Source organism: Streptomyces novaecaesareae, assembly GCF_000716875.1.
GTDB classification, from domain to species: Bacteria; Actinomycetota; Actinomycetes; order Streptomycetales; family Streptomycetaceae; genus Kitasatospora; species Kitasatospora novaecaesareae.
In genome coordinates, this window is the sequence record NZ_JNWQ01000037.1 from 36,163 (window position 1) to 62,633 (window position 26,471).

Genomic DNA, 26,471 nt, shown 5'->3' on the forward strand with positions numbered 1-26,471 from the left:
CAACGTTCGCTGTGCACGTGAGGTCCACGGCCAGGAACAGCGGTGACTCTATACCTTTTTCTTCCATGGTGAAGATGGCCCTGGCAAGTCCAACCCCCGTCAGCACAACCGAGGTTGAACCTTGATCGTGGACACTCATGGCAATCGGATCCCAGGACCTGCAGGGAAGTCCGCTGCCACGGGGGTCATGGGGCCTTCGCCCTGATGGGTGGACACGCTGATACTGGATCTGCTTGATCCGGAGGAAGCGAGAACAGTGCCGATGGCGATGAAGGACTACTCGGATGAGTTCAAGGCCGATGCCGTGGCCCTGTACGAGTCCACGCCCGGGGCGACCTACACCGAGGCGAGCGTTCCGGGCCAGGTCAGAGCCAGGGAGCGCCACCCGCACTGCTTCCCATAGGTCCTGCATCCCTGCGGCCCGCGTCAGATGGCCATCACGTCATTCTGAAATGATCAGTAAGGCGGCCGGGCGCGGCTGTCCATCAGCAAGTCGTTTGTAGTGCCGGCATGTTCGGTGGAGGCTCACCCACCCGCACGCCGGGGTTGAGCGTAGGCGCCTGTTCCATCTCGACGCGCCGCACCCCGCGGGGGCAGCGGGAGCTCAAGGCCAACAGGTCCCGACCGGGGCGGTTATGCGGTCAGTACGCCGAAGCTGATCAAGGCCCGAGCGTCCGCGAGGTTGTCGGCGTCCATGAGGTGTCCAACCACTGCGAGAACGACCTTCTCGGGCCGACTCCCGACCTTCCTCAGGAGGGTGTCCGCTGCCTCGGTGAGACCCCGGCTGCGGCACGCCTGGATCGCGGCGGCGGACTCCATCGCAGGCGCTTCGTCGCCGGCGTAGTCCAGCATACCGACGGCGTGCTCGTACCGGCCGCTGTCCAGGTGCAGCGCCAGCTCGTCGACCGGCCACTGCTGGTCGGCGGCGGAGCCGCTGCGCCGGTCCCCCTCAGCGGGCGGGACCGGCGCAGTGAACGGCACGCCGGTCCCGCCCGCCAGCGCCGCCGTTGCCCCGCCGCGCAGCATGGCAACGGTAGCCTCGGCCGGCCTGGCAGCTGCGGCACTGCCGTCACTGTCGGCAGCGGTCGCGCACTCGTCCAAAGCGCACTGTATGAGGCGCTTCAGATCTGCCAAAGCCAGCACCCCAGTACGGTCCTTGTACTCCGCAAGTCGATGGAGCTTAAGGACCGTGTCCGCGTCGGGGAACAGGAACTTCCCAGACGCGAGCCGGTTGAGGACCGAGCGGGAGCTGTGGATCTGACCTGCAACGCTGCGCAGCGAGCCGCCCGTGGCGCCCAGCAGGGTGCGCACCGCCTGGGCGAGTTCGCGGCGTGCCGGGGGAATGGAGGCCGGAAGGGCCTTCATCTGTCCGCGTGGCGGCAAGGAGTACTCCCCAAGGGTAGGGGGTCGACGAAGTGTCATCCCATCTTGGCAAACGCCTCCGACAGTTGAGCGGTCCTGTGGCGCGGCAGGGACACGCCGGGACACCGGGCGAGGAGGGACACCGAGGGACAGGGAAGCCTTCCCCTGCCCTTGGGGCGTGCGCTTCGCTTGAGGAGCAGGCGGAACGGTCCCGCTGACAGTCCACCAGGGCCGTCACTGCGCTGTACACGAGAGGATCCGAAGAGCATGGTGGTGGCAATCCCGTCCTGGACCGACGAGGAACTCGGCACCAAGAAGCGCGTCGCGCTGTGGCTGGTGCAGGAGGTCGGACTCGGCAGCGTGTTCACCAAGGAACAGCTGCGGACCGCGTTCGAGGGGGTCAGCCAGGTCGACCGCCGTATGAGGGAGCTTCGCGACCACGAGTGGCAGATCGACACCAACCGGGAGGACCCGGCCCTCGACCCCAGTGAGCACCGGTTCGTGAAGCAGGGGGTGCCGGTATGGGAGCCCGGCATGGGAAGCCGCAAGGCAAGCGAGTCCGTGGGAGCAGTACAGCGCCGCTCCGTGCTCCTGAAGGACAACTACCTGTGCCGGACCTGTGGCATCGGCAACGGCGAGGCGTACGCCGACGGGCACGGCGCGACCTCCCACCTGGACATCGCGCGGCGCCCGGTCACCCTGCCCGGCGGCGGCACCGAAGTGCAGTTGGTCACCGAGTGCAACCGGTGCCGCGTCGGCGGGCGCGACGCCGGCGCCGACCTGAGCGCCTTCGCGTCGGCGCTGGCGCAGCTGTCGGCCTACGAGCGCAAGATGCTGTCTGCCTGGATGGAGCAGGACGCCCGCGGCTTCAACGAGGTCGAGAAGCTCTGGGGCGTCTACCGCACCCTGCCGGCGGCGGCGCGCGCCGACGTCCGCGACATGCTCCTGTAATCCACTCCCCGGGGCGGCACGGAAGCCCCCGTGCCGCCCCTTTCCCGGCCCTGGCAGTATCTGCATCGCTTTCACACACACGAAGGAGCACACACGTGTTGATCGACTTCGGCCAGCCCCACGAAGCCGCTGGCAACCGCGAGCTCGTGGCCCACCGGCTGAAGGAGCTGCGTAACGGGAACGGGGTCCCGGAAACGCTGACCGTCGAGTGGCGCGGGAAGCCCGCCCATATCGAGGTTATCGACATGCCGGTCGAGGTCCTGCGCTACAACCCTGGCACGCACCGCATCCGTGCCCAGCGCGCCTACGACCCGGCCCGGGACCGGTCTCTGACCGAGGACCCCTGGAGCCCGGTGAGCCAGGACTACCTCCACCACCTGCTGAAGGCTCTGCCGGCCGACCCCTCCAGGACCGACAAGGCCTTCGAGGACCTGACGGAGAGCCTGCGCGAGTACCAGCAGAACGAACCCGGGCTGATCACGCACGAGGGCATCCTCGTCAATGGCAATACCCGCCGCGCTGCTCTCAAGGAGCTCGGGCGGACCAGCATGCGGGTCGGCATTCTGCCGGAGAGCTGCGAGTGGAGCGATATCCACGCCGTCGAGCTCTCTCTCCAGCTGCGCCCGGACACCCGGCGGGACTACTCCTACATCAACCACCTGCTCGCCTTGGAGGAGCAGGTGGCGCTTGGCAAGCCGCTGCCGGAGATCGCCCGGAATTTCCACACTACGACGCCGGCCTGCGACCGCGACCTGTGGATCCTGGCCCAGCTCCGGGACCTCATCAGCCGTAGCGCCACCGGAAGCGCCTCTCTGCGGCTGATGGACTTCGAAGAGGCCAAGGAGCGGTTCTTCGAGCTCTACCGCGCCTACAACACCGAGTCCGCGCGCAACCGGGAGCGTGGCGACCTGCTGAAGGAGGGCCGGCTCGCGGCCATCGTGCTGGAGTTCGCCAAGACGGACGTCCGGTTCATCCAGCCCGACTTCCAGGAGCGCTTCCTGGACCAGCGGCTGCCCGCAGACCTCAGGCCCGCCCCTACCCACGCGGCCCCGGCGGTGGCCATCCCGGGCCTTGGCCGCACTATCCAGGCCGCCGGCGCGAGCGTCGCCGCGGCCAAGGCGCTCACCGACTCCCTCCTGCAGGCCAAGGCCGTCAAGGCGGCCGGCGCGGCCGCAACCACCGAGGAGCAGACGGCGGCCGCTGAGGTCCTCGAGCGCACCCGGGACGTCTTCAACGAGGCGCTGGAGTTTGCTGGCAAGGACTTCCGGCTCCGGAAGAAGCGCCTCGCCGCCCCCGACCGCGTCGCCGACGCCTGCAAGGACCTGGAGCAGTGCGTCACCGACCTCGTCCTCGCCCGCGGCAACGGGAGCCTGGACGAAGGGGCGTTCGACGACGCCCTGCTGCAGCTGCGCACCATCATGGGGCGCGTTGCCGTCGAGGCCGGCAAGAGCATGCCGCTCCCCGGCGAGGGCCTGACCTGGCTCAACGCTGCTGTAGGGAAGCAGCAGTGACGGATACCCAGACGGAGCCGTCGCTGCGGATCGCATTCGACGTGTCGCGGACCCGCGTGGTCCTGCGCACCACGCCCGGGCACGAGCAGGACTTCGCGGACCTCGCCGCGCGCATCGCCCCCGGCGGCCAGCGCGGGCCACTGGTAGGCGAGTTCGACCTCGACGACTTCCTCGACCGCATCATCGAACTCGGCTCCTGGCGCCACGACGGCGTCGAGTGGGAGGAGGCGCTGGTCCAGCTCGTCACCGGCGTCCTCGACGACGCCGAGCGGGCCGAGCAGACTCTCCGCAGTGGCGCGGACGCCGGCCTGAGCGCAGTCGCGCCGGACGACGTGCCGGGTCTCCTGGGCGACGGCTGGACCGGAGACCTCACCCCCTTCCAGCTCCGCGATGCAGCCCAGCTGCTGTCACTCGGGCACGGCGCGAACTTCAGCGTCCCCGGGGCCGGCAAGACCCGCGTCTCACTCGCCGTCTACGCTGCCATGCGTGAACAGGGCCTGGCCAAGCGGCTCCTGGTCGTCGGACCCAAGTCCGCCTACGAGGCATGGCAGACGGAGAGCCAGATCTGCTTCCGCACACCGCCGCGCATCGCCGTCATGGGCCGCACCCCCGACTACGGCGCAGAGGTACTGCTGGTCAACTACGAGCGCCTGTCCCGGGCCGTACCCGGGCTCGCGTCCTGGCTGGGCACGGCGCCGTCGATGCTGGTGCTCGACGAGGCCCATCGTATGAAGCTCGGCGCCAACGGGACATACGGCTCTGCCTGCCTCGCGCTGGGGCCCACCGCCACCCGGCGGCTCATCCTCACCGGTACTCCGGCCCCCAACGGGGCCCGGGACCTGGAGAACCTGCTGTCGTTCGTCTGGCCCGGCCGCGGCAAACGCGTCGTCTCCGACGCTGTACGCGGCGGCGACCTCGCCTACGCCAGCACGGTGCTAAGGCCGCTGTTCACCCGCACCACCAAGCGCGAGCTTGGCCTGCCCCCGTTCGAACCGAAGGTCCGGTACGTCAGCCTTCCGCCGATCCACCGGGAGGTGTACGAGGCGCTCAAGGGCAACTTCTCCCCACGGGCCGAGGCGTCCCGCAACGACATCGAAGCCCTCGGGCGGGCAGCACTGCGCCTGCTCATGGCCGCAACAAGCCCGGCGCTCCTGATCGAGGGCAGCAGCCCGTACGAGCCGCTCGCCTACCGGGTGCCGGCGCTGGAGGCCGCCCCCGGCGAGTCCCTCCACACGCTCCTGCGCGACCTGCCCCGCTACGAGCTCTCTCCCAAGTTCCAGGAGGCCGTCCAGATCGTCGCCGCCAACGCGGCAGCGGGCCGCAAGACGATCGTGTGGACCACCTTCGTACGCAACATCACCACCCTGGCCGAGCTCCTCTCCCCCTACTCCCCAGCCGTCGTCCACGGCGGCACGGCCGACCGGGACGAGGAGATTCGACGGTTCCGCGAGGATCCCGACTGCATGGTGCTGCTCTCCAACCCGGCTACCCTGGGCGAGGGCATCAGCCTGCACCAGGCCTGCCACGACGCGGTCTACGTCGACCGCGACTTCATGGCCGGCCGGTTCCTGCAGAGCCTCGACCGCATCCATCGCCTGGGCCTGGCCCCCGGAACGGAGACGAGGGTCACGGTCCTTGTCGCGGAAGGCACCATCGACGAGGTGGTCCAGCTGCGTCTTGAGGCAAAGCTGGAATTCATGGGCAGCATCCTGGACGACCCGGAGGTGCGCCAACTCGCTGACCTCGTTGAAGAGCCCGTCGGGAGCGCCGGCCTGGACATGGCGGACATCCGGGAACTCCTGCGCCACCTTGAGCCCCCGGCCTTGCTCGACGAGCAAGCATTGAGTGCGGCCCGGGACCCTCAGCCGTGACGGGCCCAAGGTGCCGTACGGATCAGAACGGACTCCTCGAATCCGCCGTGTTCAGCGGGAGGAAGAGATGACACACGCAGAAGTGGACAGCAAGCGCCCGCTGCCCGGCCCCACTGATCCGTCCATCGACGATCTCTTCAGCAGCCAGGAGACCGCAGAAGCCTGTCGGTTCCTCCTCACGCGGCGGGATAGCCCTCCGACCATGGCGGAGTGGCTGGCTCGGTCACAGCAGGTGTTCGGCAAGTCCAACGTGCAAAGCCAGCGGCGCCTGCGCGAGGTCCGGAGCCACTTCGTGGTGCAGAGCCGGCGCCGTACTGGTGACGGGGGGTGGATCTACGAGCTGCTGGGCTGGAAGAAGGCGGCTTCCGCCGCCGTGAAGGTCTCGCCCCGGCTGCAGGCGGAGGTCTTCAGCCAGAAGGGCCGCTTCTGTCAGATGTGTGGGCGCGGCCCCCAGGACGGTGTCCGGCTGCAGATCGACCACATCGTGCCTGAGTCCTGGGGCGGCAAGACGGAGTACTCGAACCTGGAGCCGCTGTGCGAGGAGCACAACCACGGGAAGCAGGCGTTCTTCGCCTCGCTCGACGGGTTCGGCCCGGCTATCGGGCGCGCGCTCTCGTGCCCGAATCCGTGGGAGCGCATCGGCGAACTTCTGATCGCCTTCCAGAAGATGGGGAAGCCGACGCCGGTTGAGCTCGTCGAGCTGGTCGCACAGGACACCCACAAGGGCGACCCGAAGAAGCGGCTGCGAGAACTCCGTTTTGTCCTCGGCTGGGACATCGTCGCGCACCGCAGGAAGACGGACGGCCTTACCGAGGTGACCTACGAACTGATCAGCTCCCAGCCGTGGCCTGCGGAGGGTGCAGCCGCGGCGGTTGCCGGCTACGAGCGAACGCGCAAGGAGCGCAAGGCTGCTGAGCGCGCCGCGCCCGGGGCCGACTGACCCGGCCCACGCACCGGAGACAAGATCCCGGAATTCCTACATCTTCCGTTCAAAGAATTGAGTTGGTATGACGTCAGCCAATACCTTATTCCCCATTTCCTCCGCCGTGGCCCCTGATCCGGAACTGGCCCGCGTCCGCGCCGGAATCCTGGCGGCGGACCCGCACGGCGAGATCTTCGGCGCGGCCCTGCGCCGCACCTTCGACATGCTGCTCGACGGACAGCACACGGGCCGGTTCCGCTGGGATGACCTCCACAAGACCGAGAAGACGCATGCCGGCACCCTCGTGGAGATCAACCTCCAGCGCGCCTTCGGCTTCGCTGACGGCGACAAGATGGACTACTCGATTCACGGCATCGACGTGGACTGCAAGTACTCCCAGGACCTGGGCCGCTGGATGATCCCGCCAGAGGCGATGGGCCATCTGTGTCTCGGGGTGTGGGCCAGTGATGACGCTGGGCTCTGGTCCGCGGGGCTGTTCCGGGTCACCGAGGAACTGCTTACCAGGAAGGAAGGAAACCGGGACGGAAAGCGGTCTCTCACCGCCGCTGCCCGGAAGACCGCCGTTCACTGGCTCTTCGAGGATGCGCCGCTCCCCGAGAACATCCTGCTGCGCTTGCCTGAGAAGGACATCGCCGCGATCTTCGCGTCACGGTACGGCACCCAGCGGGTACATGAGCTGTTCCGGCGCACGCAGGGCCGTGTCGTCTCCCGCGGCGTGGTCGCCACGGTCGCACAACAGGACGACTTCATGAAGCGCGTCCGGTACAACGGTGGCTCCCGCTCGGCGCTCCGGCCGGAGGGAATCGTGATTCTCGGGCAGTACGGGAATCACCAGGTGGTAGCCCAGGGCCTCGGCCTGCCGCTGCCAGGTGCTGGTGAGTCCGTGAGCGTCCGCCTGGCACCCTGGACTCTGGAGCATGTGGACGCACGGTGGGTGGAACTGGAGGGCATCAGGTGGGTGGTAGCGCGGGAAAGCGACCCGGTCGTCGAGGCGCCGCTGCTGCCGGAGCGGTAGGCGCGGATGCTGCCGCATGGGTTGCCCCGGCAGGATCATGGGCCTCTTCAGCTGCCAGACGCCGCAACATGCAGGCGATCCGGAGCCGGGACACGTCCCCCGAGCTCGCGCTGCGCTCCCTTGTCCATGCCGAGGGGCTTCGGTACCGGGTGGCGGCAAAGCCGCTCCCCGGCATGCGGAGGACGGCTGATCTTCTGTTCCGTCCCACACGGGTGGCCGTCTTCGTCGACGGCTGCTTCTGGCACGGGTGCCCCGACCACTTCGTGCCACCGAAGACCAACCCGGACTACTGGAACGAGAAGATTGACCGGAACGTTCACCGGGACCGGGACACCGACACGAAGCTGGCCGAGGCCGGCTGGCTGGTGCTCCGGTTCTGGGAGCACCAGCCGCCAGCCGAGTGCGCGGCTCTGGTCGTCGACGCTGTCCGCCGACGCCGCACGGAGACCACTCGGAAGACGTGAGCGCCTGATAACTACAGCTCGCGCCGCAGGCTGCTCATGTGGCATTTGCCGACTCGGCAGCCAGTTCAGAATCCCCCGTGGTCCAGTAGGTGCTGGATCGCGTCGGATTCGCGGCGCAGAACAATCCGGCCGTCGCCGTCGCAGTAGGCGAGCAGCCGCGCGCCCGGATCAAGGCCGGCTTCCGCAAGCAGACCGAGGGGCAGTACCACTCGGCCGTCACTGTCGACCGTAACTTCGGCGGGTTCTCTGATCACACGGCTCAGTCTGCCACTCGGGCTCTCGGCGCCCCTGTCCCCTGCGGTTTTCCAGCTTGGCGGCGGGCAGGGAAACCGGGGCCCTCTGCGCACAGAACCGCCCGCGGGTGGGGTAAGCCAATCATGCTCAGCTGATCTTGGCCTTATTGGCCTTGAAGAGCTCGTGCCGGTCGTGGTCTTCCTGGCCAACGAAGGCTTTGAAGTCGCGAAGCAGGTAGGCCATGGCGCCGTCCTGGCCGGCCTCAGTCTCTTCGATGTGGAAGTCTCGGCCGAGGTGGGAGAGGCGTCGCTCGATGTCGTGCATGCCCATGACGACACCGGTCCTGCCCAGTGCGGCGACGATCTGCTCGGCGGTCATCGGTTCGCTCTTGCCGCGGAGGAGCCGGTACACCGGGTCGTGGGTAGTCTCGACACGCTCGCGGGGGGCGCCCTCCTTCCGGAGCGCCTTGGCGATAGAGAGCCCGACCGCCTTGGCGACCGGCGGCGGGAAGGCATTGCCGATCTGGCGGTATCCGGTGGTCTTCCCTCCGGAGAACTGCCACTCGTCGCTGAAGCCCTGGATCCGCGCGGCCATGCGGCTGGTCAGCTTCGGGCCGCCCCTGACTTCGCCCTTCCTGCTCACTGCCGGTTTGAAGTCCGCATCCGGCGCATCGTTGGCAAGGCCCCAGGCGTCGACCCCCATGGCCTCCCAGGCCGCCTTGGCCCGGGAGGGGCCGAGGTCTGCCCCTCCGTGCTTCTTGGAGCCGCCAACGATCGTGGGTGCGATATCGCTGGCCTTGGCGGCCCACGCCTCGGCGCCGCCCCAGCCCTTGGCTGCCATGAGGTCCTTCAGCGTCTCACCCACGGTAGGCGCAGGCCCGGGCAAGGGCTCGGGCCAATGAAAGTACTCGGCGTACTCGTCCTGGAGCGCCACCAGGACGAACCTCGGCCGGAGCTGCGGTACCCCGAACTGGGATGCCTGGAGGAGCCGCCACTCGCCCACGTATCCGAAGTCGCGGAGCGTGTCCAGCACGTGCTGCCGGTAGGCCGAGAAGCGGTTGGCACTGAGTCCTCGCACGTTCTCCAGCATGAGCGCCTTGGGCTTGATGCGGCCTGCCAGCTGGACTGCCCAGGCGAACAGGTCACGCTCGTCAGTGGCGCCCAGTTGCTTGCCCGCAATGGTGAACGGGGGGCAGGGAACGCCTCCTGCCAGGAGCGAGACGCCTTCGTACTCCTCGGGGTTCCAGACCGACTCGTCCGCGACGTCGCCCTCTGCGACCTTCCACGTCGGCCGGTTCAGCCTGAGGGTGTCGCACGCGTTCGGGTCGAGCTCGACTGCAAGCCGGTGTTCGAATCCCGCCTGCTCGAGGCCGAGGGCCTGCCCCCCTGCTCCTGCGCAGATCTCGACAACCTCAAGGGCAGACATTCTTCCTCCGTACAACACGCGCCAAGCCTGCGGGGCGGGAGGCGCCAGCTGCCGATCTGGGCACTGCCATAATATCGAACAAATTAGCTACCTCCCTTCGGGATGCGACCTGCCGCTGCATCCCCGCCCGGTCCAAGCCTGACCAGCGGGGCATGCCGGGAATGGCCGGCCTGCATGAAGCGGCCAGTGTAGTTGCGAGCACTGACTTTCCGGCCGGCGTGGCCCGAATCCTGCCCCGACCCTGGACAACGCGCCGATGTGAGTGAGGACACGCACGCCGGCCCGGTGGCGCTGGCCGGGGTGCTTGTGCCCCGGAAGGTCCGACCGGGGCGGGGCGTGGCCCCTGGCAATTCTGCGGTACTGCGTGTGAGCGTTGTCACTGACGTCGACGGTGGACTGGTAGCGGTGCGCCTCGCTGGCAGGAGGCGGGCATCGGGTTGTCCTTGGCATCGGGGGCCGATGGAACCGCGCCCGGGCGGCCGCTGGCCAGGTGATCCAGCTGGCCGAGCGGCGAGGTCGCCGAGGCGCTCCGGGATGCGTTAGCGCCGAGGTCGTCGGCCTCGTCGCCGCTGAAGTCGCCTCTGGGGACTCGGCGCCGTCCAGAGCGGCGTCGTACGGGCCCTGGAGGTCCGCGCGCTGGAAGGGCGCGGGCATGGGCGGTGGGGCAATCACGATGGGTGCAGATCTGATGAGGGTGCTGTTGATCAGGCCGCGAGTGTGAGGTGGTCGCGGTAACGGGCTTGGTGGTTGCGGGCGAACTCCTGCTTCTCGTGCCAGGTCCAGTAGGTGTCGAAGTCGCCGTTGGCGCGTAGCGCGCGGAGCTTGAGCACGGCTTCGGCGCCGGCGAGTCCCCAGCGGGCGCCGGTGATGTCGAGTCGGTCTTTGACCAGGTGGCGGCAGGCGCCCTCGATGATTCCTGTCGCGATGGGCCAGCCGCGTTCCAGCGCGGTGTCGTAGCGGAGGTATTCGGCCTTGTGGCGCAGGTAGCCGATGGTGTCGTCGATGCCCTTGCGGCGGTTCTTCGTCAGCCGGGCGGCGTGGGCGGCCTTGTCGAGGGTGGCCGCGACCTGTTCGGCGCCGCCGCCGAGGATGGTGCGGGCGTGGCGGGCGACGAAGGCTTCGGCGGCCGGGTCGCCGGCCTGGTGCAGGCACCAGGCCGCGTCCCAGAGGTATTCGAGCACGTGGATGAGGTCGATGACGATGTGCACCGTCACGCCTCGGCGCTCGGCCTCCGTGGTGATGAGGTCGAGTTGGTGGCGGGCGCCGTCCACGAGCACGACCCAGGGCCGGCGGTGGGTGGGGTTGCGGTGCTCGGCCTGGTCGAACGCGGCGGCCACGACCTGGGCGGCGGTGTCGTCGACCGAGCCGGTCAGCCACTTGGACCTGGCCCTGGGCCCGGGGCGGCGTTCGTCCCCCGCTCTTGCCGTCGCCGTCGCCGTCGTGGGGGCCGGGGTCGGGGTCGGTGATGATGTCGTCGACGCCGCGTTCGGCGGGCTCGGCGTCGTAGACCGCGGCGAGGGTGGCCATGCGCTTGCGGCCGTGTTTCTCCCCGGCGGCGAGTCGGGACTTCATCTTGTTGCCGCCCTTGACCTGCGCGGCCTTCGCGGTGGCCTCGCGCAGTGCTTCCGGCCTTATCACCACGCCCTTGCCGTCGACCGAGACCACCAGTGTGGTCGTGTCGGTGCACGGGGCCGGCACCAGGGCGTCGTAGAAGTCGTCGATGTCGGCGGCGGCGCCGACCGCGAGTTCCTGGACCTGCCGGTGCCCGATCCCGGCGCCGGTGATGGCGTTGATCCGCTCGGTGGCCTCGGCGAACGAGCCGCGGGATGCCTCGATCGCCGCGAGCTTGGCCAGCCCGTGGCTGTGCATCCCCACGGGCAGGTTCAGCACCGCGTCGGCCGGGTGCAGATCGGCCACCGAGTTGCCGCGGTAGGCGATCCGGGTCACCGTCACCTTCCCGAACACCGTGGCCAGGATCCGGGAGCGGCCCCGCTCGATCCTGGTGCGTTCCACCCCGCTGGCGTCCACCACCTCGGGCAGCCGTTGCTCGGTCAGCTCCCGCAGCCGGACATGGTCCTGGAACAGCTGCCGGGTCACCTCCCGCATCCGCGAACTCAGCAGGTCTTCCAGCTGCGAGTGCGTCAAGGCGGCCGCCCCGGCGGACCCGAGCTCGTTGGTGACCTGGTCGAACAGGTGGCGGGAGGCGGTGAACGCGGTCTCGGTGGCGGCCAGAGCCGCCTCGCCGCTCACCGGGCACCCGACCGGGACGCCAGCGCGAACAGCCCCGACTCGGCCTCGACGAGAATGCCGCGCTCGACCAGCCGCTTCAGCTTCGACCGCATGCCCTCAACGTGGTTGGCCTCCGTCCCCAGCCCCACCGCGGTGCACACCTCCCTGCACCGCAACGGTCCCGGTGCCTCGGCGAACGCGACCAGGACCCGCCGGTAGGCCGGCGAGGTCACCGTCGCGTCCCCGGCCGCCTCCGCAGCGAGCAGCACCGGCACGAGTTCCGTCAACGGCACCACCGCGGACTCGACGTCCCCGACCGGCTGCGAAGCCACCGCACCCGGGCCGTCGGCCAGCACCTCGTCCACGGTCTCCCGCGTGATCCGCAGCCGCGACAGCTCGCCCTCCACCTGCGACAACTCCTCGGACAGCTCGGCAATCCGCTCGCGCAGCCCCGCGGCCCGAGTCCGGGCCCGGTCCTCCCTGGCCTCCAACGCGGCCAACAACGACGGCATGACCCCACCCCTCGCTCGGCACCCGCGCACCACGGCGGGCTCATCACCGCCGACGCTAGGCACCCCAACCACCCCGCCGCCCACCGAACCCCGGCAAATCACCCCAACGAGGCACCCCTACAAGATCTGCACCCAAAAGATTTCCCTGATTGCTCCCTGGATGGGGGCGATGGTGGTTCTCGGCGCCCGGGGCGATGTGCCAGGGGATGGGTAGCTGATCGTTGTCCTGCGGGATTCGCCGTCAGCCGCAGGCGTCGTGGTAGGGGAGCATGGGGAGATGCTGCTGCCACTGCGGGCGAGTCGGGGTGTTGGTGCTCGTGCAGATCTGTCGGACGGACTGGTCCGCTCCCAGTGCCGACAGCCGCACCGTGTGGTCGTAGCCAGCGGTGGCCAGGGTGCTGCCGTCCGGGGTGAACGCCAGGGAGGTGAGCTCCGCAGCGGCGATGGCCATGGGTTGGCCGATCGCGGTCGGGTGGGCCGGGTCTGTGACGCGCCACAGGCGCACGCTGGTTCCGGCGGTGGCGAGGATATGCCCGTCGGGGCTGAAGGCCATTGCTCTGACGGGGCTGGTGTAGCCGCTGAGCGGTTGGCCGAGCAGGGCGGGGCGGGAATGGTCGGAGACGTTCCACAACCGGACCGTACCGTCGGTGACGCCCGTGGAGGTGGTGGTGACAAGGGTCCGGCTGTCCGGGCTGAATGCCAGCGAGATAGAGCCCCCGTTGAGGGGCGGTCCGGATCGGGCCGGACGGTCCGGATCGGTCACGTCCCACAACTGCGTCGTGTCGTTGACGTAGCCGCCGGAGACGGCGAGGGTACGTCCATCGGGGCTGAACGCGATCGTACCGCCCACAGTCACGGCGCCGGTCGGCAGCTGGCCGCGCAGGCGGACACCGGTCAGGTCCGACACGTCCCACAGCCTCACACTGTTGTCGCCGCCGCTGATGCCGGTGGAGGTCGCAGTGGCGAGAATGCGTCCGTCGGGACTGAACGCCACTGTGCTGACGCCAGCGGAGAAGTTCGTGATCCGGGCGGCCACGGTGGGACGGGCGGGTTCTGCCAGATTCCAGAGGGTCACGCGCTTGTCGCCGTAGACGCTGGTGGCGAGAGCGCGTCCGTCGGTGCTGAGGGCCATGGATGTGATGGTGCTCTCGGAGTCCTGGATCCGGCCGAGAGGAGTGGGGCTGGCCGGGTCCTCGGTGTTCCACAACCGTACGGTGAGGTCGGTGGAGGCGGTGGCGAGAAGGCGCCCTCCTGCGCCGAACAGCGTTTCCGTGACGATGTCGGTGTGGCCGGTCAGCAGAGCGGTGGGCAGGTGCCACAGCCGTACGGTGCGGTCCTCGGATGCGGTAGCAACGGTGTGCCCGTCGGGGCCGAACGCCACGGAGTAGATGGCGGCGGTGTGGCCGGCCAGGGGCGGGGCGAGGGACGTGGAACGTGCGGGGTCGGCGGTGTTCCACAGCCCCACGATGTGGTCCGCGAAGGTGGTGGCGAGGATGTGTCCGTCCGGGCTGAACGCTATGGAGCCAACGCTGGCGGAGCCTGTCAGTGCTCTGCCCACCGCGACCACGTGGGCTGGATCGGCCACGTTCAGCAGGCGCACGCTTCCACGATCGGAGGCGGCAAGCGTGCGGCCGTCCGGCCCGAACGTCAGCGAGCTGGCACTGGTCCAGATCTTGTCGAGCGGCACAGTACGGGCGGGGTCCGCGACGTTCCACAGGCGTACCCCGTCCTCCACGGAAGAGGTGGCAAGGGTGCGGCTGTCCGGGCTGAACGCCACCGTGTTCACCGCCGAGGTGTGCCGGAGCGGCGGGCCCAGCGGCGCCGGGTGCGTGGGGTCGGTCACGTCCCACAACTGCTCGTCCTCGACCTTCCTGCTGCCGGTGGCGAGGATGCGTCCGTCAGGGCTGAACTGCAGCGGGCCCATCGGGGTGCTGGCGAGGGGCCCGCCGAGTCCCTGGGGACGCGCCCGGTTCGTCACGTCCCACAACTGCACCGTGTCGACGGTGTTGACGCCGGCGGTCGCGAGAGTCCGTCCGTCAGGGCTGAACCTGACTTGACTGGCCCCGTTGCGGACCCGGACAGCCTCGCCGAACAGCGTGGGGTGCGCGGGGTTCGCCATGTCCCACAAGCCCAGGACGCCCTTGGCTCCGTCGGAGCCCACGGCGGCGAGAGTACGGCCGTCAGGGCTGAACGTCACCGCAAGGACGCTGCCGGGAAAGTCGCTCAGAACGGTGGACAGTGGCTTGTTCGCGTCTTCGAGCAAGCGCGCGTAGTGATCCCCGGTGGGGCTGAGGCGGTACGCCTCGATGTCTATCCTGGCCGCGAGCGAGGGGTCAGTGGCGCGGAGCTGATCCGCTCGGGCCGAGACCTGGCTGACCAGGGCGCTTTGCCGACCTACTTGTGCCAGGTCGCGCTGGTGGAGGGCGAACACCCCAGCCGTCACGGCAGCGAGGACGAGCGCCGAGACGGCGATGCGACCAGTACGGAACTGCCGGGCGTACCGGTCGGCTTCGCGCAGGGTGGCAGCGAACCTCACATCACCGGGACGGGGAGCGGCGGCTAAGACCTCGAGCCGGTTCGCCTCGGGCGCCACCAGGCGAAGGCCCTTGCGGCGCGCGGCGAGCAGCTTGGCGTCCAAACCGGCGACCCTTAGCAAATGACCGTCCGCATCAAGGGCACCGGTCAGCGCGGTGCGCGGGCGCAGTCCGTAGAAGACGTCGCGGAGCCAGCCCACACCCGGCCGGTGCCGGAGCAGGGCCCGGAGTCCGAGTGCGAAGGCCACACCGAGCGAGGGTCCCTCGATCCGGTCCGGAGCCGTGGGTTCGTCGGACAGAACGATCCGCCACACCACGCAGCGGCCTTCGCGTTGTGGACCCGCCAGACGCCAAGCGTCGCCCAGCGCTGCGGCGAACTGGCCGTTCGGGCTGCGCACCCCGTCCATCGTTCGAGGGTCGGGATACAGTCCCGCCGGTCCCGGAGGGAACTCGCGCAGTTCCAGAACGCCGGTGGCGCCCTCGGCGGACGGGGCCTCTCCACTCCGTCCGGATGAGCGACTGAAGACCACCGGGACCCGGACCACAGCGCGCTTGCGCGGTGCGATGCCCGCCATCATGAGCGCGGCGACCACCAGAAGTCCCTCGGCAGCGGACGACGGCCCGCCCTGAGCCGCAGCATTGCGCAGCTGCTGGCTCCGTTGCAGGAGGCCGTCGATTCCGCCGGCGAGACGGGGTGAGAGTACGGCGAGTTCCTTGCCGGACGGCCGTGCGGGTCCGGGAGCGGCCTCGGAGCACAGCAGCCCGCCGCCCTCCCATGCCCTGAGCAGTTGCAGGAGTGCGACGTCGTGCTCCTCGGCGCCGCCTTTGGCCGCGACGAGCGCCCTGGCCAGGAGGAAGGGGTGATCGGCTCGCGTCACAGCAGCGTGTTCTTGGTCCGATGCGGTCGCCCCGAGCCAGGCGTGCAGTTCTTCGCAGCCACGACCGGCGAGCCATACCGGATCGTCCCGAACCCCCTCGCTGCAGCAGTTCCACCACAACGCCGACTCGCCGAGCAGCTCCCGGACTGCGGCCTGCGGGCCGGATGCCCGCTCCAGCACACCCTCGACCGTGCTCCGAGCCGTGGAGCCGACACGGGCCCCCCGCCAGCGCCCGCTGGTTCGGCGCGTCGCCATAGCGTCCGAGGGGGCTGGATCCCGGGTACTCGCGCGCTGCCCCGGTCCCGCTGCCCCGGTCACCGCAGCTCCTGGTCGATGACGCGACGAAGACCGACATCCGTGATCAGCGCCCGTACCTGGCGCCAGGTATCACGGGTCGCATCATTGAGCGCTGCGCCGACCGACAGTGCGACCGTCGCGCCGTCCCACGTACTGTCCGGACCCACCGGAGCCGTCACGGAGGCCCTCCATCCCTCCCCGGCGAAGCCCGGGAGCCGGACGTACGAGGCGGCAGGTCCGAAACGCCCTCGAACCACGGGTACGAGCAACACCTGCTCAGGACCGTCCAGGCTCGAGTACTCGACCACCGTCATCAGTGGCACGGTGCCCTCAACTCCGTGCACGACGAGTTCCAGGCTGTACCCAGGGGGGGAGTTCCCATGGCTGCGCACGAGAAACCGGGCGGTGCCATCCGGGGAGGCTGCCTCCAACAGCAGGGTGTCTCCTCCCGCAGCGGCCAGGCCGCCGGCCTGCGGAAGCTGCGGGAGAGAAAACCAACCCGGAGCAATCGGCCGGGAGCGTGACCGATCGCGCGCAGCCTTAGAATCCGGATTCCGGTTTCCAGCCGGTTCCCCTGGGGAGACAGACCCTGCGACGAGCGGTCCGGCGGGCAGGTCCGCTCCGGTGAACGAGGCCCAGAGCCGCTGCCGCAGCGTGTACCCCTCGCGGGCGCGGGCCCCGTCCAGGGGACGGTGGGCGACCGTGCCGCCGGTGAACGAGCGCCAGGAGCGACGGGCAACCGAGTCCGCGGTCATCACGACGCCTCCCTCGGAACGGGAGGCGCTCCTCCGTGGTCTGCTGGGGCCGTAGGCGCGTCCGGCACCGCTTCGTCGGGCCTGCGGACAGCTTGGGTCGGCGTGGTCGCCCGACCGATCTGGGCCAATAGTGCAGGGGCGGAGGCTCCTACAGTCACCGCCGCGTAGATGCCGGTGACCTCGGTATGGAGCAGCCACCCGGCCGCGCCTCCCAGCGCCACGCGCACGAGTGCGGCAAGCGAGTCTGCCAGTGGATCGACGAACCTACCGAGCGGCGGGAGCGGGTCCTCGGTCGCCCGTGCCGCATGTCGTGCCTCTTGCCAGCTGCGCAGACGTCCGTAGGTGACGACCGCTTCGGCGATCAGTCCACCGCCCGCCCCAGCAACCACGGCCTCGATCCACGTCAGCATCAATCCGCCCCCAGCCGACCTTGTGTCGCCGCTCCTGATAGACAGTCAGCGTACGCCTTCGGCGCGCTGACTCCGAGAGGGCAACTGACGCCGCACGCCTCGGGAATTGGCACGCACCTACCCGGTGTCGCCCGCCAGCCCGGGGCTGGCCGGCGACAGCGCTGATTCCAAGGCCGACCGAGCAAGTCGCCAAGCTGGCCAACTGCCACTGCAAATGGCCACCACACCGGCGCCGCACTTGCCGTTCACCCGGGGCAACCGCGATCAACCACGCAAAGCTCCTGAACCCAAGGAGAGCTGGTCACCGCGCTGGCGGCCTGGGGCCTGCGTCGGCGGCGCACCCGTCGGGCGCCCAACGGTGCACGCTGATGCGGCAAGATCCGGAAGCCTCAATGTGCACACGATCCCAGGACCATGGTGAGCCGCGGCCGGCCCTGGCTTCGCTGGCTCGCTGGTCCCCGGCTGGTCCCCGGCAAGATCACGGACCATCTACCCCAGCGCCGTGCCTCACCTGTTGGGCCATCAACAAAAAGGCCGCTGACCTGGGATTCCTCCCGGCCAACGGCCTTCCGACATCGCTGTCGGGACGACAGGATTTGAACCTGCGACCCCTTGACCCCCAGTCAAGTGCGCTACCAAGCTGCGCCACGTCCCGTGGTCTCGGTGCCTGCAGCGAGGGCCTGGGGGGCTCTGCTGTGGGCTTCTCGACCTTGTCCCCGGTTGTCCCGGCGACGTGGAAAACAATACAGCACGTCGGGGGGTGCTCGCTGCCAGGTTTGGGGGGGGGGGGTCAGGGGGTCGGGTGGCGGGCGTCGTAGGTGAGGAAGGCGGGGCGACGGGCGGCGAGGAGGAGGACGGCGGCGACGCAGGCTAGGCCGCCGGTGATCACGGAGGTGGCGGGGTTGGTGAGGGCGGCGACGGTGCCGGACTCGAAGTCGCCGAGGCGGGGGCCGCCGGCCACCACGACGATGAAGATGCCCTGGAGGCGGCCGCGCATCTCGTCCGGGGCTGCGACCTGCATCATCGTGTTGCGGAAGATCATGCTGATGGTGTCGGCGCAGCCCGCGACCGCGAGCAGGAGGAGGCCGAGCCAGAGGTTGTGGAGGGCGCCGAAGGCGGCGATGGCCAGGCCCCAGGCCGCGACGGCGGTGAGGATGGCGACGCCCTGGCGGTGTACGCGGCTGACCCAGCCGGAGAAGAGCGCGCCGACCAGGGCGCCGACGGCCGGGGCGGAGACCAGCAGGCCGACGGTGCCGGCGTCGCCGCCGTAGAAGGTGACCGCGATCGCGGGGAAGAGGGCGCGGGGCATGCCGAAGACCATCGCGGCCAGGTCGGCGAGGAAGCTGGTGCGCAGGTTGGGCTGCTCGCGCAGGAAACGGAGGCCGTCGAGGACGGAGGCGCGGCCCTTGCGTTCGCCGAGCGGGCGCATGGCCGGCAGGCGCCACATCGCGTAGAGGGTGCCGGTGAAGGCGACGGTGTCGACGAGGTAGGCGGCCTGGGAGCCGTATGCGCCGATGAGGACGCCGCCGAGCATGGGGCCGATGGTGAGGCCGAGGTTCATGCTGACGGTGTTCAGGGCGTTGGCGGCCGGGAGCTGGTGGCTGGGCACCAGTCGGGGGATCATCGCGGAGCGGGCAGGCGAGCTGAGCGCGAAGAAGCCGGCCTGGACGGCGACGGCGGCGTAGAGGATGGCGACCAGACCGAGGCCGGCCAGCGCCTGCGCCGCCAGGACGGCGGAGACGGCCGCCAGGCCGCCCGAGCCGATCAGGCCCAGTCGGCGCCGGTCGACGGTGTCGGCGATCGCGCCGCCGTACAGGCCGAAGGCGACCAGTGGAACGAGCGAGAAGATCCCGACCAGGCCGGTCGCGAACGCGGAACCGGTCAGGCTGTAGACCTGGACGGAGACGGCGACGGCCGTCATCTGCTGGCCTATGGAGGAGATGGCCTGGCCGAGCCAGACCCGGCGGTAGTCGGCGTGGTCGCGTAGCGGGCTGAGGTCGGCGAAGGCGCGCCGGTACCACGGGCCGGGGGCGGCCACCGGGTCCGGGGCGGGTCCGCCCACGGGCCCGGGTTCAGGCTCAGCTCCGGGTCCGGGTCCGGGTCCGGGTCCAGGTCCGGGATCGGCGCTGGACCCGACGCCGGCGCTAGAGGAAGTGGGCGACGCGGCGGAGGCGGAATGTTGATTGTTCGACATAGTCCCCATGCTCCGCCCCGCCTCCGGCCGCCCCCGCACCGGGGCCGACCCGCCGGTCATCCGCCGACCCGGCCGCCCGACCGCCCGCCGCGCCCCGGGCGCGACCGCGCTACCGGCTCAGCACCTGCTTCTCCCCCGCCTCCACGACGAAGTCCAGCCGGTTGCCCGGCGGCGGGAACGGGCAGATGAAGTGGTCCGAGAAGGCGCACGGCGGCAGGTAGGCCCGGTTGAGGTCGAGGACGGTACGGCCCTCGGCGTCCGGCTCCGGCAGGGTGATGAAGCGGAAGCGGTAGGTGTCGATGCCGCTGCTCGCGTCCGCGATCACGCCGCTGAGCCGCTTGCCCGACCGGCTGACGGTCAGCGTGCGGTGCTCGCCGGCCACCGTGAAGGCGATCTGGCCGGTGACGGCCAGCGGGCGATCCTTGCCGTCGGCGTTCGGGACGACGACCGACTGCGTCTCGTCCTCGAACGGGGTGAAGACGGCGGGCACGGCCCACTCCGGCGCGTAGGGGTGGGCGGAGATCCCCGCGAAGGCGAAGCGCCGGGGGGCGGCCGGGTCGAAGACCCGCAGGGCGAGTTCGCCCTCGCGCTCGATCGGGACGAGCAGCAGGTCGCCCAGGGTGGCGGTGTCGGCGGCCGGGTCGCTGTCCGGGCGGAGCAGCACCTCACCGTCCACCGGCCCGTCCGCTCCGGCGACGGTGATGCCGTCGCCCGCCGCCGCCCGTACCCGGATGCCCTCGGCGTCGGCCCACCAGCGCCCGGGCAGGCCGGGGATCTCGGCGGGCTCGGGCTCCAGCCAGTGCGTGCCGGTGAGCGCGAGCTGGCCGTGCGGCGCGCTCACGGCCGCCGCCCGCCCGTCGCTCCAGTGCTTCCAGTCCTCCGCGGCCGTCGCCGTCATCGGTCCACCCTCCCGGTCGGTCCGCGGACGGCCCGCCGTTCGGGCCGCCCGTCTCGGTCATCCACAACACCGCCCGTTCGGACGGATCATTCCCACCGGCCCGAAGCCGCCGAAACTGCAACACGGCGGCAACGCACCGACACGGCGCACAACACGCGGCCACACACGCGGCCTCACGCAGGTCTGCGCACAGGACCACACACGACACCCCGCACAGGGCCGCGCACAAGGCCGCACGTCATCCGCACCTACACCTCCCGGCGCTTCAGCGGCCGGAACAGCCCCTCCTGCACCACGGACACCACCAGCTGCCCGCTCCGGTCGAAGATCTGCCCGCGCGCCAGGCCGCGCGCACCGTGCGCGATCGGCGATTCCTGCTGGTAGAGCAGCCAGTCGTCCGTCCGGAACGGCTGGTGGAACCACATCGCGTGGTCGAGCGAGGCCATGTCGAAGTGCCGCTCGCCCCACAGCGGCTCGACGGGGGCGCGGACGGCGTCCAGCAGCGTCATGTCGCTGGCGTAGGTGAGGGCGCAGACGTGGATCAGCGGGTCGTCCGGCAGCGGGCCGTTGGTGCGCAGCCAGACGCCGCTGCGCGCCTCGACGTCGGTCAGCTCCTCCTTCGTCCAGCGCAGCCGGTCGACGTAGCGGACGTCGAAGGGCTGGCGGCGGGTGATGAACGGGGGCAGTTCGCCGAGCCGGGAGCCGACTTCCTCCAGCGCGCTGGGCAGGTCCTCGGGGGCGGCGACCGTCGGCATCGGGTACTGGTGCTCGATGCCGCCCTCCTCGGGTCTGTGGAAATCGGCGGTCAGCGCGAAGATCGACCGACCGCCCTGGATGGCGAGCACCCGGCGGGTGGTGAACGAACGGCCGTCGCGGAGCCGGTCGACCTGGTAGACGATCGGCACGCCCGGCACTCCCGGGCGCAGGAAGTAGGCGTGCAGCGAGTGGACGGGGCGCGCGTCGTCCACCGTGCGGCCCGCCGCGACCAGCGCCTGCCCGGCGACCTGGCCGCCGAACGTCCGCTGTAGCGCCTCCTCGGGGCTGCGCCCGCGGAAGATGTTCAGTTCGATCTGCTCGAGGTCGAGCAGATCGACGAGGTCGTCGACGGGGGTACCCATGAGCACGCTTCCTCTCCGGACTCCGGCCCCTCCGGGCTCGGACTCCGATCGAATTCTCCAGCTCACTCGAATTCTCCGGCGACCCGGGTCATTCCCGCTCACCGGGCCCACCCCTTCAGTTCACTCGAACGAGTGGTCGAGTGGTCGCGTGAACGAGCGGGCGTGCGGTCGAACGAGCGGGCGGGTGAGGAGCCGAGCGGGCGAGGAGCCGAGCCGTCGAGCGGGCGCAGCTACGCCCCCAGCCCCGACTGCCGCACCGTGATGTTGAGCCGCCCGACCAGCCCCAGCTCCGGATCCGCCGTCCCCGGCAGCGTGCGCACCACCCCGTGGTAGGCGAACCGGGCCGGGCCGCCGAACACCAGCAGGTCCCCGCTGGACAGTTCCAGGTCCGTCCACGGCCGGGTCCTGGTCTCGGTGTTCCCGAGCCGGAAGACGCAGCGGTCGCCGAGCGACAGCGAGACCACGGGCGCGTCCGTCCGCTCGTCGCGGTCCTGGTGGAGGCCCATCTTCGCGCCGTGCGGGTAGTGGTTGACGATCGCGACGTCCGGCTCGTACGGCGCGGCGCCCTCGATCTCCGGGAGCGCGGCCCCGTACGCCTCGGTGACGGCCCGCCGGGCGAGGCGGCCCAGCTCGGGCGGGAACGGCTTGACGGACGCGCCGTCCTCGGCGACCCGCCGGTAGCCGTACGGGTACCAGTGCCACCCGAGGCTCACCATGCGGACGGACATCATCCCGCCGGTGGGCATCCGCACTGCGTGCAGGCCGGCCGGCGGGCGGGCCCACTCGCGGCAGGCGGCGATCAGGCGCAGCTGCGCGTCGAGGTCCAGCCACCCGGGGAGCAGGACGGCGCCGGGGGCGGGCTCCGACCGCCCGCACACCCCGGGGGCCCCGGAGGCCCCCGAGGAGCCGGAGGAGCCGGAGGAGCCGGAGTCCCCGGGGAGATCGCCGAACAACTCGCCCTGGATCACCCCACCATCCTCCCGCACCACCCCCGCCCCGGTCCCCACCCCGAGCCTCACGAGCCCCGTACCTGCCCAACCGGGCGCCCGCCGACTCCGGCGCCGGCGCCGCCGCCGGAGTCGCCGCCGATCAGGCCCAACTCCCGAGCGCAGGACGGCCACGCCTCCCACCCCTGGCGCCGCACGATCTCCTCGCCGACGGTGGTCTGCTCCCGCCGGCCTGCGTGGTCCGGCCGATCGGCGAAGCGCAGGCCGTCGGCGTCCTCCCAGGTGGACGTCCGGATCTGCAGCCCGCCGTAGTAGCCGTTGCCGGTGTCCGCCTGCCAGTCGCCGCCGCTCTCGCAGTCGGCGAGCGCGTCCCACACCAGGTCTGCGACCTGGGCGGCGGCGCCGGCCCGTACGTCTCCCGCGGCGACGGCCAGCACCAGCGCCAGCGCCACGACGGCACCCACCTGCGCCACGGCCCGACCAATGCGTTCATCACACGGATGCGACATGGCAGCCGACCCTAGGCGCGTCGCGCCCCCGCTCGCCCCCACCGGTTCCGACACGCCGCGGAAGACCGTGACACGCCGACGGCCGCTCCCCCACTCGGCGGAGAACCCGCGCGGGTGGGGAAGCGGCCGTGGGAGCCGGATCCGCTGTCGGCCGGAGAAACCGGCTGACAGCGGCTCAGGAAGGTCGGAGCCTCAGAAGGCTCGGACCTCAGATGCTCAGGGTCTGACCCGGGAAGATCAGGTCCGGGTTGCCACCGACGACCTTGGCGTTGTTCTTGTACAGGTCGTGCCAGTCCAGGCCCTGCGCGGCAGCGATGGAGCTCAGGGTGTCACCGGACTTGACGGTGTAGTTGCCGCCCTTGGCCGGCTTGGCGTCGTTCGAGCCGGTCCAGGAGTTGACGCCCTTGTCGGCCTTCGGCGCGGCGTCGTTCTTCGGCGTAGCGGCAGCCTTGGGCGCAGCGTCAGCCTTCGGGGCCTGGGCCGGCTTGGCGACCGGGGCGGCGGGCTTGGCAGCCGGAGCGGCCGGCTTGGCAGCGGCCGAGGTGTCGACGGCAGCCGGGGCGCCGCCCTTGGTCAGGCCGGCCTTCACGGAGCAGACGGGCCAGGCACCCGGGCCCTGCGAGGCGAGCACCTTCTCGGCGACGGCGATCTGCTGCGCCTTGGTGGCCAGGTTGGCCTGCGAGGCGTAGGCGGTGCCACCGAAGGCGGCCCAGGTGCTGGAGGTGAACTGCAGACCGCCGTAGAAACCGTTGCCGGTGTTGATGGCCCAGTTGCCACCGCTCTCGCACTGGGCGACGGCGTCCCAGGTGGCGACCGGGGCGGCGGAGGCCGAGGTGGCCGTGACGAGGCCGGCCACCGGCAGGGCCGCGACAGCGGCGCCCGCCACGACAGCCATCCGGACGCGGTTGCGCTTGGTGGCGGTGGAGGTGGTGGCAGCGGCGTTCTCGTTACGGAAGGTCATGAGGTTCCTCTCGACAGCCCCGGGCGGGCATGCGGAACCAGACCCTGGAGAGGGCCGCGTTCGCTTGCCGCGTCCGTCGGACGGCCGTGCACGTGTCGGACGTGCTGCTGCCGTCCTGGCCACCCAGCCGCTCGCCGACGACGTGTTCGAGCAATCGCGTCGGCGGGCACCTGCCGCGCCCGGCGGACCGGGCGGCTGTGCGTCGGGGGTGAACCCGGGTGGCGCTCGTTGCGCCGACCAAGAAGCTACGAGCCGGTCGGCAGGGAAACCAAAACTCCGACGGTCTGCCCAGCTCAGCCAAGGGTTACCGGCGGTAAGGGCCACACATTCCTGTCCGAAATGTCGGATTTAGCCGTTGATTCCTAGATCAAACATCACGGTCGCGTGACCCACCTCACCGTTCCATTCCGGCAGTCCCGTCACCGACATCGACAGATTGCGACCCCGAGAACACGCGGTGCGGTCGGATCCGGGGCAATTCCCGTCAGCCTCGACGGGCACCCGTGACGCCTGACACAAGGGCCCGTTGGTCATGGAGACCTCCCGTGTCCGCCCCCGAAGCCCCAACCGCACCCATCCGAGGAGACCCTGTGCCGCGCATGCTCGACGTCAGCGACGAGGTCCGGTCCGAGATCGGCGACGACGAGGCCGACCGCCTACTGGGCGGCGACCGAGCCCCTGACAGCTACGAGTGCACCTCCTGCCGGACCCCCGGCGACACGCACGTGGAACCGACCAGCACCGTGCTGTTCGTCGGTGACGAGACCGCCGTGCTCGCCTTCGCGCACGCCCGCTGCATCCCCTCCCAGGTGGTGCCGGTCTCCGAGGAGCAACTGGTCGGCGCCGTCCGCAGCATCAGCCAGTCCCAGTCCGGTGCCCCGGACCTCGCCGTGCCCGTCGCCGCCCCCGCGCCGATCACCCCGACGCCGTCCACCCCCGTCGGCGGCACCAACCAGCCCCCCGCCCCCGGCCAGGCCGCCATCCTCGGCATCACCTGCGGTCTCGTCCTGCACGGCAAGGTCGGGCACGCCTCGCTGGTGGTCGAACCCACCGGCCCGGTCGGCCGCCCCGCTAGCACCTCGGGCGAGGACGAGTTCCTCGACCTCCTCCAGGACGCCGGCTTCCAGCCCGTCATCGACCTGGACGAGACCCCGGAGCAGTTGTCCGGCTGGTCGGTCCTGGTCGCGATGGGCAAGCTGCACGCGATCCTCCAGCCGGCCGCGGCCGGGGGCAGCACCGGCTGGTGGCAGGCGCACCAGCCGCTCCAGGTCACCGATGCCTGGCGGATGGCGGCGAGCCAGCTCTCCGAGGTGACCATGTACGCCGTCCCGGCCGGCATGGTCGGCCGCCAGCCCCGCGAGGACCTGCTGCGCCAGGCCCTGGAGCGGGCGGTGGCGCTGGGCCAGGTGGTCGCCGCCTCCCTCCCGCTCGCCGGGACCTGACCGACCGCCCCACCCCGACGCGCCGGACGGCGGCCGCCCCTCCACCCCCTGGGCCGCCCTCTGGCGCGGGCACACGCCCCAATCCCCCCATCCCGGCACGTTCCCGTGCTCCTGCCCACGCTGCCTGCTCCCTCCATGAGCACAGCTCATGAGCAGCGCACGTGAACAACTCTCATGGGCCCCGCCCATGAGCACCTCTCATGGACGCCGCACATGAACAACTCTCATGGGGTCCGCACATGAGCACCTCTCATGGGGTCCGCACATGAACCTCTCATGACGCCCCGCGCGAGCGTCCCCACGCCCCGCATCCCCCGCCCCTCTCGCTCGTTGGCCCCTACGTGTACAGCTACGACGTCTCCGCGTCCCCCGGCCGGTCCACCGCCGCCCCCCGCTCGATCCCCGGCATGCGTCCGTCGTACGACGCCGAGCACCCGCACTCCGCCACGCCGATCTACGACGAGCTGTACTCCGAGTACCGACGCCTGTTCCGCGCCCTCCCCGGCGACCGCTCGGGCGAAGAGGACCTGATGTTCACCGGCTTCGCGGTCCGCGACAGCTACCCGCTGCTCGGCGAGCAGCGCCCGCACCCGCCCCAGCACCAACACCAACACCAACACCAACACCAACACCAGGTCTTCCACACCCTCGCGGGCCAGGTGCCGGGCCTCCCCCAGTTCGTGTCGCCCCACCTGCACGGTTCAGGCGCGCTCTCCGGCCACCACGGCAGCCACCACCCCGGAACCCACTCCGGTCACTCCGGCCACAACGGCCACGTCGCCCACCCCGGTCACCACCACGGCTCCACCGCCCCCACCAGCGACGGCCTCGGCCACACCACCCCGGCTCCCGTCCCGCCCCCCGCCCACCCCCAACACGCAAGTACCACACCCCAGTTCACCAACGGACAGGGCTGGGTCGCAGCCGGCTACCTCGGCCCGACCCCGCACTCCATGCCCTGTCTCTTATACACATCTGACGCTGCCGACGAGCGATCTAGTGTAGATCTCG

Annotated in this window: 22 protein-coding genes and 1 tRNA gene; 9 read left to right on the forward strand and 14 right to left on the reverse strand. The window is 70.5% G+C overall.

Annotated elements, in window-relative coordinates:
• The first annotated feature begins 208 nt into the window (after nucleotides 1-208).
• Nucleotides 209-403 (forward strand): hypothetical protein, encoded by a 195-nt coding sequence (locus OP86_RS36615; protein ID WP_157849750.1) that lies wholly within the window; start codon nucleotides 209-211, stop codon nucleotides 401-403.
• 230 nt (nucleotides 404-633) lie between these two features.
• Here OP86_RS36615 and OP86_RS16425 read toward each other — a convergent pair whose 3' ends face one another.
• Nucleotides 634-1,365, reverse strand: a complete 732-nt coding sequence (locus tag OP86_RS16425) for a hypothetical protein (RefSeq protein WP_030055261.1) — start codon at nucleotides 1,363-1,365, stop codon at nucleotides 634-636.
• Between the two features lie 264 nt (nucleotides 1,366-1,629).
• Between OP86_RS16425 and OP86_RS16430 the strand changes: the two genes are divergently transcribed.
• The 6 genes from OP86_RS16430 (at nucleotide 1,630) to OP86_RS16455 (ending at nucleotide 8,117) form a co-directional block, all read left to right on the forward strand.
• Nucleotides 1,630-2,313 (forward strand): hypothetical protein, encoded by a 684-nt coding sequence (locus OP86_RS16430; protein WP_033332111.1) that lies wholly within the window; start codon nucleotides 1,630-1,632, stop codon nucleotides 2,311-2,313.
• Nucleotides 2,314-2,408: 95 nt separating this feature from the next.
• Entirely contained in the window at nucleotides 2,409-3,824 is a 1,416-nt protein-coding gene (locus OP86_RS16435; RefSeq protein WP_030055263.1) for a ParB N-terminal domain-containing protein, read from the forward strand.
• On the forward strand, nucleotides 3,821-5,695 hold the full coding sequence (locus OP86_RS16440; protein WP_051830154.1) for a DEAD/DEAH box helicase: 1,875 nt from the start codon (nucleotides 3,821-3,823) through the stop codon (nucleotides 5,693-5,695). Before OP86_RS16435 ends, OP86_RS16440 begins: the two co-directional genes overlap by 4 nt.
• A gap of 82 nt (nucleotides 5,696-5,777) precedes the next feature.
• Nucleotides 5,778-6,635 carry an HNH endonuclease gene (locus OP86_RS16445; RefSeq protein ID WP_234434996.1) on the forward strand — a complete coding sequence of 286 codons (858 nt, stop codon included), beginning with the start codon at nucleotides 5,778-5,780 and terminating at the stop codon, nucleotides 6,633-6,635.
• A 67-nt stretch (nucleotides 6,636-6,702) separates the two neighbouring features.
• Complete coding sequence (locus OP86_RS16450; protein WP_030055266.1) at nucleotides 6,703-7,653, forward strand: NaeI family type II restriction endonuclease; 951 nt, start codon at nucleotides 6,703-6,705, stop codon at nucleotides 7,651-7,653.
• Nucleotides 7,593-8,117, forward strand: coding sequence for a very short patch repair endonuclease (locus OP86_RS16455; RefSeq protein ID WP_078588979.1), 525 nt, complete (start codon nucleotides 7,593-7,595; stop codon nucleotides 8,115-8,117). The genes OP86_RS16450 and OP86_RS16455 overlap by 61 nt, the downstream gene beginning before the upstream one ends.
• Nucleotides 8,118-8,182: 65 nt before the next feature.
• Here OP86_RS16455 and OP86_RS34815 read toward each other — a convergent pair whose 3' ends face one another.
• The 13 genes from OP86_RS34815 to OP86_RS16515 all read right to left on the reverse strand — a co-directional run bounded on the left by OP86_RS34815 (nucleotide 8,183) and on the right by OP86_RS16515 (nucleotide 24,018).
• Complete coding sequence (locus OP86_RS34815) at nucleotides 8,183-8,371, reverse strand: AbrB/MazE/SpoVT family DNA-binding domain-containing protein (RefSeq protein WP_030055268.1); 189 nt, start codon at nucleotides 8,369-8,371, stop codon at nucleotides 8,183-8,185.
• Nucleotides 8,372-8,498: 127 nt separating this feature from the next.
• The gene (locus OP86_RS16460) at nucleotides 8,499-9,776 is read right to left on the reverse strand and encodes a DNA cytosine methyltransferase (RefSeq protein ID WP_030055269.1); all 1,278 of its coding nucleotides are present in this window, start codon (nucleotides 9,774-9,776) and stop codon (nucleotides 8,499-8,501) included.
• A gap of 704 nt (nucleotides 9,777-10,480) precedes the next feature.
• Complete coding sequence (locus OP86_RS34820) at nucleotides 10,481-11,113, reverse strand: hypothetical protein (protein WP_078588981.1); 633 nt, start codon at nucleotides 11,111-11,113, stop codon at nucleotides 10,481-10,483.
• A gap of 909 nt (nucleotides 11,114-12,022) precedes the next feature.
• Nucleotides 12,023-12,517, reverse strand: a complete 495-nt coding sequence (locus tag OP86_RS16470) for a hypothetical protein (RefSeq protein WP_030055270.1) — start codon at nucleotides 12,515-12,517, stop codon at nucleotides 12,023-12,025.
• 241 nt (nucleotides 12,518-12,758) lie between these two features.
• Nucleotides 12,759-16,109 (reverse strand): WD40 repeat domain-containing protein, encoded by a 3,351-nt coding sequence (locus OP86_RS16475; RefSeq protein ID WP_051830155.1) that lies wholly within the window; start codon nucleotides 16,107-16,109, stop codon nucleotides 12,759-12,761.
• 134 nt (nucleotides 16,110-16,243) lie between these two features.
• The gene (locus tag OP86_RS16480) at nucleotides 16,244-16,540 is read right to left on the reverse strand and encodes a hypothetical protein (RefSeq protein WP_157849751.1); all 297 of its coding nucleotides are present in this window, start codon (nucleotides 16,538-16,540) and stop codon (nucleotides 16,244-16,246) included.
• A gap of 1,432 nt (nucleotides 16,541-17,972) precedes the next feature.
• Nucleotides 17,973-18,046, reverse strand: a tRNA-Pro gene (locus tag OP86_RS16485).
• Between the two features lie 135 nt (nucleotides 18,047-18,181).
• A complete protein-coding gene (locus tag OP86_RS16490) occupies nucleotides 18,182-19,594 on the reverse strand; it encodes an MFS transporter (protein ID WP_418952623.1) in 1,413 nt (470 codons plus the stop codon).
• 100 nt (nucleotides 19,595-19,694) lie between these two features.
• Entirely contained in the window at nucleotides 19,695-20,483 is a 789-nt protein-coding gene (locus tag OP86_RS16495; RefSeq protein ID WP_030055274.1) for a DUF1684 domain-containing protein, read from the reverse strand.
• Nucleotides 20,484-20,731: 248 nt separating this feature from the next.
• Nucleotides 20,732-21,601, reverse strand: a complete 870-nt coding sequence (locus tag OP86_RS16500) for an acyl-CoA thioesterase (protein ID WP_030055275.1) — start codon at nucleotides 21,599-21,601, stop codon at nucleotides 20,732-20,734.
• A 230-nt stretch (nucleotides 21,602-21,831) separates the two neighbouring features.
• Nucleotides 21,832-22,479 (reverse strand): alpha-ketoglutarate-dependent dioxygenase AlkB family protein, encoded by a 648-nt coding sequence (locus OP86_RS16505; protein ID WP_030055276.1) that lies wholly within the window; start codon nucleotides 22,477-22,479, stop codon nucleotides 21,832-21,834.
• Between the two features lie 137 nt (nucleotides 22,480-22,616).
• Entirely contained in the window at nucleotides 22,617-23,021 is a 405-nt protein-coding gene (locus OP86_RS16510; RefSeq protein WP_234434997.1) for a transglycosylase family protein, read from the reverse strand.
• A gap of 244 nt (nucleotides 23,022-23,265) precedes the next feature.
• A complete protein-coding gene (locus tag OP86_RS16515; protein WP_033332114.1) occupies nucleotides 23,266-24,018 on the reverse strand; it encodes a LysM peptidoglycan-binding domain-containing protein in 753 nt (250 codons plus the stop codon).
• A gap of 590 nt (nucleotides 24,019-24,608) precedes the next feature.
• Here OP86_RS16515 and OP86_RS16520 point away from each other — a divergent pair.
• Nucleotides 24,609-25,460 (forward strand): hypothetical protein, encoded by an 852-nt coding sequence (locus OP86_RS16520; RefSeq protein WP_030258470.1) that lies wholly within the window; start codon nucleotides 24,609-24,611, stop codon nucleotides 25,458-25,460.
• A 341-nt stretch (nucleotides 25,461-25,801) separates the two neighbouring features.
• On the forward strand, nucleotides 25,802-26,471 hold a 670-nt coding region (locus tag OP86_RS33605), incomplete at its 3' end, for a hypothetical protein (protein ID WP_051830156.1).